Origin of the sequence: Vibrio hepatarius, from assembly GCF_018860525.1 — a bacterium.
GTDB classification, from domain to species: domain Bacteria; phylum Pseudomonadota; class Gammaproteobacteria; order Enterobacterales; family Vibrionaceae; genus Vibrio; species Vibrio hepatarius_B.
The window spans coordinates 37,382-50,075 of record NZ_JAHKPM010000008.1 but is presented as its reverse complement, the minus strand read 5'-3'; the positions used below and the strand labels follow the sequence as shown (position 1 = coordinate 50,075).

The 12,694-nt window shown below is 40.7% G+C and carries 11 protein-coding genes; 5 read left to right on the top strand and 6 right to left on the bottom strand.

Annotated features, from left to right (window positions below; translation table 11 throughout):
- Positions 1 to 5: 5 nt before the first annotated feature.
- Positions 6 to 698, bottom strand: coding sequence for a pseudouridine synthase (locus KO511_RS01605; RefSeq protein ID WP_215985753.1), 693 nt, complete (start codon positions 696 to 698; stop codon positions 6 to 8).
- 304 nt (positions 699 to 1,002) lie between these two features.
- On the opposite strand from KO511_RS01605, the gene KO511_RS01600 reads away from it, so the two are divergent.
- A complete protein-coding gene (locus KO511_RS01600) occupies positions 1,003 to 3,228 on the top strand; it encodes an NADP-dependent isocitrate dehydrogenase (RefSeq protein WP_215985752.1) in 2,226 nt (741 codons plus the stop codon).
- Between the two features lie 111 nt (positions 3,229 to 3,339).
- Here KO511_RS01600 and cspD read toward each other — a convergent pair whose 3' ends face one another.
- Positions 3,340 to 3,561 (bottom strand): cold shock domain-containing protein CspD, encoded by a 222-nt coding sequence (gene cspD / locus KO511_RS01595; RefSeq protein WP_125321103.1) that lies wholly within the window; start codon positions 3,559 to 3,561, stop codon positions 3,340 to 3,342.
- 465 nt (positions 3,562 to 4,026) lie between these two features.
- Here cspD and clpS point away from each other — a divergent pair, with 465 nt between their 5' ends.
- Both clpS and clpA read left to right on the top strand, forming a co-directional pair.
- Positions 4,027 to 4,347: an ATP-dependent Clp protease adapter ClpS gene (gene clpS / locus KO511_RS01590; RefSeq protein WP_215985751.1), complete on the top strand. Its 321-nt coding sequence runs from the start codon at positions 4,027 to 4,029 to the stop codon at positions 4,345 to 4,347.
- A gap of 41 nt (positions 4,348 to 4,388) precedes the next feature.
- Entirely contained in the window at positions 4,389 to 6,662 is a 2,274-nt protein-coding gene (clpA, locus tag KO511_RS01585; RefSeq protein ID WP_215985750.1) for an ATP-dependent Clp protease ATP-binding subunit ClpA, read from the top strand.
- Between the two features lie 89 nt (positions 6,663 to 6,751).
- Here the strand turns inward: clpA and KO511_RS01580 are convergent, their stop codons facing one another.
- Positions 6,752 to 7,573 carry an NAD-dependent epimerase/dehydratase family protein gene (locus KO511_RS01580; RefSeq protein ID WP_215985749.1) on the bottom strand — a complete coding sequence of 274 codons (822 nt, stop codon included), beginning with the start codon at positions 7,571 to 7,573 and terminating at the stop codon, positions 6,752 to 6,754.
- Positions 7,574 to 7,749: 176 nt separating this feature from the next.
- Between KO511_RS01580 and KO511_RS01575 the strand changes: the two genes are divergently transcribed.
- On the top strand, positions 7,750 to 8,505 hold the full coding sequence (locus KO511_RS01575; protein ID WP_215985748.1) for a substrate-binding periplasmic protein: 756 nt from the start codon (positions 7,750 to 7,752) through the stop codon (positions 8,503 to 8,505).
- Between the two features lies 1 nt (position 8,506).
- On the opposite strand, the gene KO511_RS01570 is transcribed toward KO511_RS01575, so the two are convergent.
- From KO511_RS01570 to KO511_RS01560, 3 genes are all read right to left on the bottom strand, one after another.
- On the bottom strand, positions 8,507 to 8,749 hold the full coding sequence (locus tag KO511_RS01570; protein WP_171360479.1) for a TIGR02647 family protein: 243 nt from the start codon (positions 8,747 to 8,749) through the stop codon (positions 8,507 to 8,509).
- A 261-nt stretch (positions 8,750 to 9,010) separates the two neighbouring features.
- Positions 9,011 to 9,805: an ABC transporter permease gene (locus tag KO511_RS01565; RefSeq protein WP_215985747.1), complete on the bottom strand. Its 795-nt coding sequence runs from the start codon at positions 9,803 to 9,805 to the stop codon at positions 9,011 to 9,013.
- 200 nt (positions 9,806 to 10,005) lie between these two features.
- Positions 10,006 to 10,752 carry a substrate-binding periplasmic protein gene (locus KO511_RS01560; protein WP_354668142.1) on the bottom strand — a complete coding sequence of 249 codons (747 nt, stop codon included), beginning with the start codon at positions 10,750 to 10,752 and terminating at the stop codon, positions 10,006 to 10,008.
- 161 nt (positions 10,753 to 10,913) lie between these two features.
- Here KO511_RS01560 and KO511_RS01555 point away from each other — a divergent pair, with 161 nt between their 5' ends.
- The gene (locus KO511_RS01555; RefSeq protein WP_215985746.1) at positions 10,914 to 12,650 is read left to right on the top strand and encodes a glycoside hydrolase family 36 protein; all 1,737 of its coding nucleotides are present in this window, start codon (positions 10,914 to 10,916) and stop codon (positions 12,648 to 12,650) included.
- The last annotated feature ends 44 nt before the right edge of the window (positions 12,651 to 12,694 follow it).

Below are 12,694 nucleotides of genomic sequence, written 5' to 3'. Positions count from 1 at the left end.
TGCCGCTAGAGCTTAACTTCTTTCCACTCCCCTGGTTGTAACTTTCCAAGTGTGAATTGGCCAAGTGAGTAGCGAATAAGACGTAAAGTAGGGTAACCAATATGTGCAGTCATTCTTCTGACTTGGCGGTTACGACCTTCAATTATGGTAATCGCTAGCCATGTAGTCGGGATATTGGCCCGAAAACGAACCGGAGGATTACGAGGCCAAACATCGGGTTGCGGGATGATTTCTATTTGTGCTGGAAGTGTCATTCCGTCTTTGAGCTCTACACCTTTACGCAGTTTGTCTAAGTCTTTTTCTTCAGGTTGTCCATCGACTTGGACCCAATAGGTTTTGGGAGATTTAGATCTAGGCTGGGTCAATTTGGCTTGTAGCATACCATCATTTGTGAGCACCATAAGCCCTTCACTATCTCTATCAAGTCTACCTGCAGCATAAACATCTTTAATTGAGATAAAGTCGGCGAGTGTTTTCCTGCCCTCCCCATCGGTGAACTGGCTTAGAGTATCAAAAGGTTTATTAAAAATAATAACAGTGTAATTTCCAGGTTCTTTTTGGCGTTTGATATTTCTATTTTTTTGGTCTGAGGATATCGAATTTTTTTTTGATTGAGAGCCGTTTTTAGAGTACTTAAAATCTGATTTACGCGAACGGGATGAGAGTTTGGACGGCTCACGTTGCGAGCGAGATGACATGTTAACTACCTTGCAAAATTGTAAATGAAGTGTGGTTGAAAATTCTAAATTCAGTGGTTTTAGGCTATCATGTGCGCGGCCGAAAACAGGATTGGAGCAGCAAATTAATAGACTATTGTACCAATCTTGTTTAATTATAAGAGAACCATTCTCACGGATCTTACTCTAAAAAGAGACGTAAAGAAAAGACAAAAGAAACAACAAAGCCGTAAATAGGTAAGTAGATACGATACAAACTTGATTACGGATACATCAATCAAAGCCGTCTATCGACGAGCTTTGCAAGAACAGATAGGGAAATTTCATGCCTACAGAAAAACCTACAATTATTTACACTATCACAGATGAAGCACCTGCATTAGCGACTTATTCTCTATTGCCTATTATTCAATCATTTACCGCTTCCTCAGGTATTGAATTCGAGACTCGTGATATCTCTCTCGCTGGGCGTATTCTTGCAAACTTTCCTGGGTATTTGACTGAACAACAGCGCATAAATGATGCTCTGTCTGAACTTGGTGAGCTGGCTAAAACGCCAGAGGCAAATATCATTAAGCTGCCCAATATCTCTGCATCTATCCCTCAGTTACAAGCTGTCATTAAAGAGCTACAAGCGAAAGGTTACAACTTGCCTAACTATCCTGAGGAGCCCAGTACGCAAGAAGAAGAAAATGTTAAAGCAACCTATGACAAAATTAAGGGTAGCGCGGTAAACCCAGTACTTCGCGAAGGTAACTCAGATCGTCGTGCTCCTCTGTCAGTGAAGAATTACGCCAAGAAAAACCCTCATTCCATGGGATCGTGGTCAAAAGACTCCAAATCTCATGTATCAAGCATGTCCGGTAATGATTTCTTTGGCAGTGAAAAGTCACATACCGTAGCAGGTGCAACTCAAGTTAAAATCGAATTTATGGCAGCGGATGGCGCGGTAAAAGAGCTGAAAGCTTCGTTTGCGTTGCAAGATAAAGAAATTATCGATTGTTCCGTTATGAATAAGCGCGCCTTAGTTGAATTTTTTGAAAAAGAAATTGATGCAGCAAAACAGCAAGGTGTACTGCTTTCTCTACACATGAAAGCGACGATGATGAAAGTTTCTGACCCGGTGATTTTTGGCCATGCGGTTAAGGTGTATTACAAAGATGTTTTTGCGAAATATGGCGATGTGTTTGAGCAATTAGGTGTTGATGTAAATAACGGTCTTGGGGATGTCTACGCGAAAATTTCTTCCCTTCCTGCAGACCAAAAGGCAGAGATTGAAGCCGCAATTCAAGATGTATATCGTACTCAGCCACCGTTAGCTATGGTAAATTCTGATCGCGGTATCACTAACTTGCATGTTCCTAGTGATATTATTGTTGATGCATCTATGCCCGCTATGTTGCGTTCATCTGGGCAGATGTGGGGACCAGATGGTAAGCAAAGCGATACTAAAGCGATGATCCCAGATCGCAGCTATGCGAGTATTTATCAAGCAGTCATTGATTTCTGTAAAGAAAATGGTGCCTTTAACCCAACGATTATGGGCAGTGTACCAAATGTAGGCTTGATGGCCCAAAAGGCAGAAGAGTATGGCTCACATGATAAAACATTTATTCTTGACCAAGCAGGTAAGATACGTGTTGTGGACGCATCTGGCTCTGTCTTACTTGAACAAGAGGTTGAGGAAGGTGATATCTTCCGTATGTGCCAAGTTAAAGACGCACCAATTCAGGACTGGGTTAAATTAGCCGTTACGCGCGCACGCGCGACAGGCGTACCAGCAGTATTTTGGCTAGATGACAAACGTGCTCATGATGCTCAGCTTATTAAAAAGGTGAATGCATATTTGCCGCAATATGATACATCTGGTTTGGAAATCAAAATATTAGCACCACTTGACGCGTGTAATTTCTCCCTAGAGCGAATTAAGCAGGGCTTAGATACCATATCTGTAACAGGGAATGTGCTGCGCGACTATCTAACGGATCTGTTCCCTATTTTGGAGTTAGGTACCTCTGCGAAGATGTTGTCAATTGTACCGTTGATGAATGGCGGCGGTTTGTTTGAAACTGGCGCAGGTGGCTCAGCCCCTAAGCATGTTCAGCAAGTCGAAAAAGAAAACCACCTCAGGTGGGATTCGTTAGGCGAGTTCCTCGCATTGGCGGCATCTTTGGAGCATTTAAGTACAGTGACTGGTAATACCAAAGCCCAGGTTCTTGCGGATACCTTAGATAAAGCGACAGGTGAATTCCTAGACAAGAATAAATCTCCTTCCCGTAAAGTAGGAGAGTTGGATAACCGTGGTAGTCATTACTATCTTGCTACATATTGGGCACAAGCACTTGCTACTCAAACGTCTGATGCATCTTTGGCTAAAGAATTTACCCCAATAGCACAAGCTTTATCTGCGAAAGAAAGCGAGATTATTGCAGAACTAAATGGGGCTCAAGGTGTTGCTGGTGAACTTGGCGGTTATTACGCGCTAGATTTTGAAAAAGCGTCAAAGCTGATGCGTCCTAGTGATACGCTCAACAGCATTATTAATGGGTAACTTACGTTAATAATTTGTCTGAGTGAGTGTAAATAAAACCGCCGAATTTCTCGGCGGTTTTTAATTATTACATATGGTGTTTTGTTTATATGGATGACATCTAGCAGCGAATTATTTTATGGCTTGGGCTTCAACAGGAACTACCGATCTAGCGTGGTATCCTTTAGGGCCTTCCTCCACTTCAAATGTTACTTGTTGGCCCGCTTTCAGTGTACGATAACCATCCATTTCTATTGTTGAGTAATGGGCGAACACATCACCATCTTCTCCTTCTGGACAGATAAAACCAAATCCTTTGGCATTGTTAAACCATTTTACTGTACCTGTAGCCATGCTATACATCCCTCATGCATATTGTTACTGAAGTTGTGTGATTACACAATCAATCCATGTGTAAACATTACAGTGAATGTTCATTCAGCCGCTGCTAAATTTTAAGTCACTATTTGACCAATGTAGTCAATGCTAGGGCGCAGTCAATAGTGAAAATTGGTTAGGCTGTGCATATTTGTAAACAAGTCACCTTTATCGTTTGCCTTTTTGCAACTGTTTTCACTCCGGCTTTGTTATTTTATAGTGGTAAAATTGGTTTTTGGTTTCTTTTTAATCAATTAGATAGATAATATCGCTAGATAGAAATCTTTTATTTGCAGCGATACAATTGCTGCATTAGTCTCTAAGTATGGGCGAAAATTCGCTTGGCTCAATTTGGCCTTACTAACTGGATCTAGATCTATAACTTCCACACAGTGAAGTGTTAAAATTATATTAAGGACGTTGTTTTCAACACGAAGAGTCATGAGCAAGCAAATTGAATGGGTGTCTCCAGACCAAGGGTTACTGGAGTTAGAAAAAACTAAGGTGATGCTGCCATCAAAGTATAACGTTGTTTTGAATAATGACGATTACACACCGATGGACTTTGTAATCGAAATCCTAGAGCGGTTTTTCTCGATGGATATTGAACAGGCAACACAAGTAATGCTTAAGGTGCATTACGAAGGTAAAGCGATTTGTGGCACATATACTGCAGAAGTTGCTGAAACGAAAGTAGCGCAAGTTACAATGTATTCTCAGGAAAATGAGCATCCCTTGCTGTGTACAATGGAGCAAGTGTAAAGCTTAACCAAGCAATCTAAGTTGCTGCTAAGGAGGTACCTATGTTGAATAAAGAGTTAGAGTCGAGTCTGAACGGCGCATTCTCTCGTGCCAGAGACAAACGACATGAATTCATGACTGTCGAGCACCTCCTGCTAGCGTTATTGGAAAATGATGCCGCGAGGGAGGCCTTGCTTGCCTGTCAAGCCGATATTGACTCGCTAAGAAATGAGTTAGATATCTTTATTGATCAAACAACCCCACTAATCCCAGAGAATGATGAAACGCGTGAGACTCAACCTACTTTAAGTTTTCAGCGCGTACTACAGCGAGCAGTGTTTCATGTCCAGTCATCTGGGCGCAGTGAAGTCACTGGGGCGAATGTACTCGTTGCCATCTTTAGTGAACAGGAGTCTCATGCCGCTTATTTGATGAAGAAGAATGATATTAGTCGTTTAGATATCGTTAACTTCATCTCTCACGGAATTACTAAGGCGTCTAGTTCAAGTGATGATTCAGCTTCTTCAGACTCGTTTAGCAGCAGTGATAGTCCTGATGAGTCTGGCTCTGAAGAGCGTTTAGAAAGTTTTGCATCTAACCTTAACTTATTGGCTAAACAAGGACAAATTGATCCCTTGATTGGTCGAGATAAAGAGCTTGAACGTACTGTTCAAGTACTCTGCCGCCGTCGTAAAAACAATCCTTTGCTGGTTGGTGAGGCAGGAGTTGGGAAAACGGCAATTGCTGAAGGGTTAGCTTGGAGAATAGTTGAAGGTCAGGTTCCTGACATCATTAAACACAGTGTCATTTATTCTCTGGATATTGGTTCTCTACTGGCTGGTACCAAGTACCGAGGTGACTTTGAGAAGCGTTTTAAAGCGATTCTCAAGCAATTAGAGAAAGAAGAAGACGCAATTTTATTCATTGATGAAATTCACACTATTATAGGCGCAGGAGCGGCTTCTGGAGGCCAGGTTGATGCTGCTAATCTAATAAAACCTCTGCTTAGTAGTGGTAAACTGCGTTGTATAGGTTCGACGACTTATCAGGAGTACAGCAATATTTTTGACAAAGAGCGTGCACTCTCTCGTCGATTCCAAAAAATAGATATTGTTGAGCCTTCGCTTGACGATACGACAAAAATTCTAATGGGCCTCAAACCTAAATATGAAGCACATCATGAAGTTCGTTACACCAATAAGGCACTTCGTGCAGCGGTTGAGCTTTCTGCTAAATACATCAATGAACGTCATTTACCTGACAAAGCAATTGATGTGATAGATGAAGCTGGAGCTCGTCAACGTCTTGCCCCAGCTAGCCGTCGCAAAAAAACAGTTGGTGTTGCAGATATAGAATCCATGGTCGCTAAAATGGCTCGTATTCCAGAAAAATCGGTTTCTTCTTCAGATAAAGAGGTTCTTCAGAACCTAGATGAAAAGATGAAGATGTTGGTCTTTGGTCAAAATGATGCGATTGATGTGTTGAGTGAGGCCATTAAATTGACTCGTGCGGGTCTTGGCGCCGATAACAAACCAGTGGGATCTTTTCTTTTTGCGGGTCCCACAGGTGTCGGTAAAACAGAAGTGACAGTACAACTATCTAAACTAATGGGTATAGAGTTACTTCGCTTTGATATGTCTGAATATGGAGAAAGACATTCAGTCAGCCGTTTGATCGGCGCTCCTCCGGGCTATGTTGGTTACGATCAGGGTGGCTTATTAACGGATGCCGTGATTAAACATCCACACTCTGTCGTACTGCTTGATGAAATTGAAAAAGCGCACACAGATATTTTCAATCTTCTCCTTCAGGTGATGGATAATGGTACTCTGACGGATAATAATGGCCGTAAAGCTGATTTTCGAAATGTGATTCTTGTTATGACAACCAATGCGGGTGTTCAGGAAACCGTTAAGAATTCAATTGGCTTAATTCAGCAAGATCATAGCCATGATGCGATGTCAGAAATTAAGAAAGTATTTACACCTGAGTTCCGTAATCGTCTAGATAATATAATTTGGTTCAATAGCTTAGATGAAAATGTCATCCATCAAGTGGTCGATAAGTTCATCGTTGAACTTCAAGCACAATTGGATGTGAGAGGTGTTTCACTTGAAGTGTCAGATAAAGCCCGCCATTGGTTAGCATTGAAGGGTTATGATAAAGCAATGGGTGCACGACCAATGGGGCGCGTTATTCAAGAACAGCTTAAAAAGCCACTTGCCAATGAATTATTGTTTGGCTCGCTAGTCGATGGTGGTACAGTAAAAGTTGATTTGAGGAAGGATGAGCTTAAATTTAAGTACTTGAACCAGAAAGCCGTTGCAGTACATTAACCGCTTTTATAAAGGCTAGTGTTAGCTTTCACAAGCTTCACACCACAGATAAAAAACCAGAGTATCGCTTTACTCTGGTTTTTTATTATTCAAACCAGTTCCAGTGTATGCCTGTAGTGAAATCGATACCCCAATTCCTCTAAGTGGTCAGACAGAATTCGTTTATCTTCTTGTTGCACAAACGGCGGCAATATTTCTTCAGATCCGATACTATCGAGAGCGGCTTGATAAAATTCAGCTTTACTCACTGTATTTGGAGTCGTCGCGTTGATGATAACGTTTTGTTTGAATGCAGTGATAAAACTGATGACGCCAATAGCATCTTTAAGATGCAACATATTTGCCGGAGCCTTTGTACTGATTTGTTTCATTTTACTTACAAATCGACTTGGATGTCGTTCGGGGCCCACAAGACCGCTGCAGCGAACAATGGCGTAATTGATTCCTGAATCGATCACATGTTGTTCAGCTTGCAGCATCGCTGTAGCCTTCTGGCTAAAATTATTATCCTGAGCTGTTTTAGACCAAGATGCATCGTCTTCTAGCATAGGCTTGGCTAGGTTGGGATAAACACTAGTTGAGCTAACCATGACTATTCTTTTAACTTGAGCTAAAAGGCATGCTTTAGTCAGTGTCTCCCAACAACGAATATATTGATCACCCAAAGCAGAACGAAACTCAGGCGGGAAACAGCCAATGACTATATTGGCTTTAGTACTTTTGACTGTTTGTGCTATATGTGACAAGTCACCACATAGGTCCAAACATTTTGCTTGAAGGGACTCTGCTTTTAGCAAAGAGACACCGTCATTACTAGTTCGGGTAACTATGACATTATTGCCTATTGATTCTAGGTAATGAGCTAGCGGTTTTCCGAGCCACCCACCACCAATAATTAGTATGTCTTTCATACTTATCTCGTTATAGCTTTGGCCTAGATTGGTTACTATCTAAGAGATCCAATAAATAATCAACCATAGTTTTTTAGGATTAATGTCTCACTAGTGAGACATGGCTTTTCTGCGTCTCCATACCATTAACTCTATTATTAATAGATGTGTAACTAGGTATAAATAGTTGGAATTGGATGAAGTGGCTTTTGTTGTGTTGGCTCGGGGTCATCCCTTCTCTTGTCTTGGCGAGCAACAAAGTATATATGACGTCTTTAGACTGGCCTCCTTACTCGGGAGAGAATTTACGTGAAAATGGCTATTCCATTGCTATTGCACGTGAGGCTTTCTCCGTTATGGGCTATGACTTAATCGTTGATTTCGAACCTTGGGTGAGGGCGGTTTCATTGGCCACGAAATCAGAAAAGTATATCGGCTATTTCCCCGAATATATCTTTGACACACAAGACTTTGTTTTTTCTGATTCGATTGGTAGCGGCCCACTGGGCCTAGTTGAAAATTCAAACTCTCCAGTAAAGTGGACTAAATTAGTTGATCTAAAAACGCTTCGTATTGGTGTAGTTCAAGGGTACGTCAATACTAAAGAGTTCGATGACATGGTTGCTGATGGAGATATTAATATAGAGGCATCTAGTAATGATACTATGAATATTCACAAGGTAGCGAAAAGGCGGCTAGATGCTGCGGTAATAGATTCGAATGTGCTAGAACATTTGATAAGCGAGGACACTCAGGAAGCTTTCTTGAGACAGCATTTGCAAATGAACACTAAGCTATTAGACAACAAACAAATCCATGTTGCTTTTCGTAACGAACCGAAAGGAATTGATCTGAAGATGATTTTCAATCAAGGCTTGGAAAAGATTGATATCGAGTCGATTATCCATCGGTTGAGCAAGCCAACCGATGATGAGGGTAACATGGATCAGTGAGTTAGATGATTTCGCTGGAGAGTACCCGAAGTACTTTATCTGCATGTTCAGCGACTTCAATACCTTCGTCTGTTAAATAACCACCATCTGGAAGAGTACACAACCCCTTATCAAATAGTCGTCCTATAGCAGATTGAATATCATCTGATGCATCATTGTGCACTTTAATACCTGTTGCGGCACTGTTGATATCAAACTGAAGTAGTAGGTTAAGTTCGGCTATTTTTTCTGTAGTGTATTTCATTATTGTTCGCTCCATAAAAGTGTTACAGAACAACCTTAATCTTTGTCTAGGTAGCGGGCAACGGCATGAAGAAAGAAATGTTATCTATCACATAATATTAAAAGCCCAGTTAAGGCAGATTATTGTGCTGTACATGGTTTATCAATGCGAAGAAGGGGTTAAGTCGTTTCTTATATAGATTTATTATTGTATAGAAACTCGACTTATCCTGAAGACGATGACACGGTTATCCACAGATTCTGTGGATAAAATCCAAACTTGTTATTGTTGTGTGAAAACGACCAATACCTTGCCTTCCTTAGTTATACAGTTTCGGATGGTCAAAGATAGAGTTAGGCTCAAAGATATCGACAAGACAACGAAGATAGCAATCATAATCAACATTTGATATTTGATCGCGACTATAGGGCTTGCGCCTCCCAGTATTTGTCCCGTCATCATTCCCGGTAATGTAACTAGGCCTGTTGTGGCCATTGAAGCAAGAGTAGGGGCCATTGATTTTCTCATAGAGTCGCTGACAAAAATTTGGGTTGCAAATTGTGCAGAGGCTCCCAGTGCAATTGCTGCCTCATACTCACCGCGACGGGTGTCGATGGCCGTAAATAAGTTTTGTAGCGCCACTATATTCCCACTCAGTGAATTACCGAGTAACATTCCAGCCAAAGGTATCACGTACTGAGCGTTGAGTAATGGTATCGGTTTTATAATGACAGTGCATAAAATGACCAATACTGGCATTGAACTTAGGAGTAAGCTTGCTGTTACAGGGTATATCAACCGTTTATAGGGAAGTTTGGCTTTATTTATGATAGAGCTGGCCCCAACCAAGATCATGATTAATAGCCAGATAGAATTGACGAATGGGTTATTTATATCAAATAGATACTCAAGGTAGATACCTACTAGTAAAAGCTGAATGCACATCCTTACTATGCTAGTTATGGCTTCTCGTTCGATATTGAGTTTGAAATAACGGCTAATCGAGAGAGGAATTGCTAGCGTGAAACAAAATAGCGCTAGTAGTGGCCATGATATATCTATAACTCCATCGTTCATGACACACTCTCAATTAAATGATTTTCAGCAGAAGATACTTTTCTATAATTTACCACTTTATAACCGAATGATGTTAATAATTTACGGCTAAGTTCCGCCTATTTTTATTATCTTAAATAGTGACTTAATGTGAGTGTCCAAGGAGTAACTTAGCGACTCATCAGGGCAGTGTTAAGTTTTAGCTTGGTCTTGCTTCTATGTTATTCACTGAGACCGTATTTTGTTTTTAGTTCTTTTAATTTTTCTGGTGCATGGTTTTTAAAATATTGATTAAGAGCCGAAACAATCTTTTGAGCCTGTGGGTGGTCCCGTCTTACAGCAGCGTGCAGTGGTGTTGAATCGAGATAGCTATGACTAAAGTAGAGTTTATTTTTTTCTACTCTCATCTCTTTTACTGTCCACTTTCCAACCGCTTCATCTGCGACAATGATGTCGGCTCGTTGAGTTAATACTTGGCGAATGCTATTAGGCAAATCAATTGATCTAATTGAGATCATTTCTGGATATTCGCGCAAATTACCGCCATAGGCATAATTATTAATAAGTGCCACTCGCATGCCCTTTAAATTCTCCAATGATTCATATTCAAAGTTAGTATCAGACCGAGAAATAAAAACCATGTTGTTATACATGTACATATCAGTCATCAAATAGTCTCTTTCTCTCTGTTCAGATTTCCAAAGAGATATAATGACATCATTTTGTCCACCTAAAGTTTCCTTAAGGACGCGTGACCATGGCTTTACAGTATATTCAAATTCATATCCTGCAGAGTCGAGCGCGCTTGTGACTAAATCATATGCTATACCACTGCCGTAGGCTGAATTCATAATGTAAGGAGGCCACAAATCTTGAGATAACCTCAGAGGTACCGATTGGCTCAAACCACTCCATACAATAAATATTGCTATTAGGATACGCCATCCAGTAGTTTGAAATTTTTTCACTCGTCTAGCCCAGTATGATTTGTTTTTGTTCTACCATAGTTTAGCTTAATCTAACTATGTTCGTGATGAGAAGCCTCATTGTTAGGTACCAAAATAGACATTAAAATTCGTTTAACCTAAGTTGAATAGGATGACATCAAAGATTATGGAGAGCTGATTGTATGTCGTTTTCCGTAGAATTAAAGAATGGTCACAGCTTAAGAGTACGAGATATTAACTTGCAGGCTGAGCTTAATAGTAATGAGGTACGGTTTAGTTATCAGGGGTTAAGTAATGACCCTATAAGTAGTGGCTATGTTTTAGCGATCACTGAGTTCACATTTGCTTATAATGCTGTTCTTTTGGCTGATGGCTTTCAGATGTGTGCACAAACAACCGGAACTGTCCAAAACCCAGAAGATGTTGGACGTCACTCAGAACAGTCTCAATATTATCGTATTTACTCGCCGTCAGCTTCCAAACGATATTACAACTATTTGTTAGTGGAAGAAGATGCCGCTTATACCCTGTTCGGATTTACCTCTTGTCACCGTTTTGCGGGCTATTTTGAATTGGTAGAACTGGAAAATCATCATTGGGTTAAAATTTGTCTTGACGGAGAAGAAACATGTCCGCGCGACTGGTCATCAAGTCAGCTAGAATCAATAGTTATCCTTAAGGGGGACTCATTATCTCAACTTTATCACGAATATACACACCTTATTTCATGTAATCACTCCCCAAGACAAGGTGTAAAAAGAAATGCACCAATTGGTTGGTGTTCTTGGTATGCCTATTATTCTAATGTTTCAGAACAACTCGTAAGCGACAATCTCAATCATATGGAAGGAAGCCTTGAAGCTATTGAATATGTGATGATTGATGATGGCCACCAGGCGTTTATGGGAGATTGGTTAGCCCCTTCTAGCCAATTTCCTTCAGGAATAAAATCACTGGCACAAGAGATTAAACGCTGTGGAAAAAAACCTGCAATTTGGTTAGCTCCCTTTATTGTTCAGGCTGAGTCTGACATTTTTTGCAATCACAAAGATTGGTTGGTCACTCATCAAGATGGTTCTTTATTAAAAGCTGAAGATATTACGTATGGTGGCTGGCGTTGTACACCTTGGTATCTTCTGGATGCCTCAAATCCGAATGTTCAAGAATATTTCACTACCATTATTTGTACTATGCGCAAGGAGTGGGGAATTGAACTATTCAAGCTAGACGCTCTATTTTGGGGGGCTTTGAAAGGCTGCCGTGCACAAAGTGGCATTACAGGGGTAGAAGCTTATCGCTTGGGCATGGAAGCGATTAATGAGGGTGTAGGTAAGGCGTTAATTTTAGGTTGTAATGCGCCTATGTGGCCTTCTCTGGGTTTGGTCGATGGTATGCGAGTGTCAAATGCTGTGGAGCGTGATAAAACAAGATGCATACAGGTTGCTCGAGAAGCATTTTTCCGTAGTTGGCAACATAGAAAGCTTTGGCAAATTGACCCTGACTGCGCCACTTTATTGCCCTTAGAAAATCAGACAATAGAACAGTCTAATTTGGACTTTCATCGTAATGTTTTACTCGCTTGCGGTGGTTTTTTAATGTCAGGGGACCCCCTATCACAAATGACACCTCTTGCAAAAAGCACCCTGTCGCGACTTTTTGTCCGTCATAAACATAACCAAAATGCAGCTCGCTTTTCTTCTTTATCTCTTGAACACGCCTATTTGAGAATGAATAAAAAAAATGATTTACATTGTCTATTCAATTTTCAACAGCAAGCGAATACGGTTTATTTGACATCTGATGTGCCAGTAAACTGGTATGATTACTGGAGTGGTGAAAAAATGACAGATGGGCGTACAGATGTACTGAAAGTGAGTCTGGAATCAATGACTAGCAGAGCATTTATAACCAAACGATAGGTTTTAGTGAGTCTCGCAAATGTTTTTACCCTGCGCTAATATAC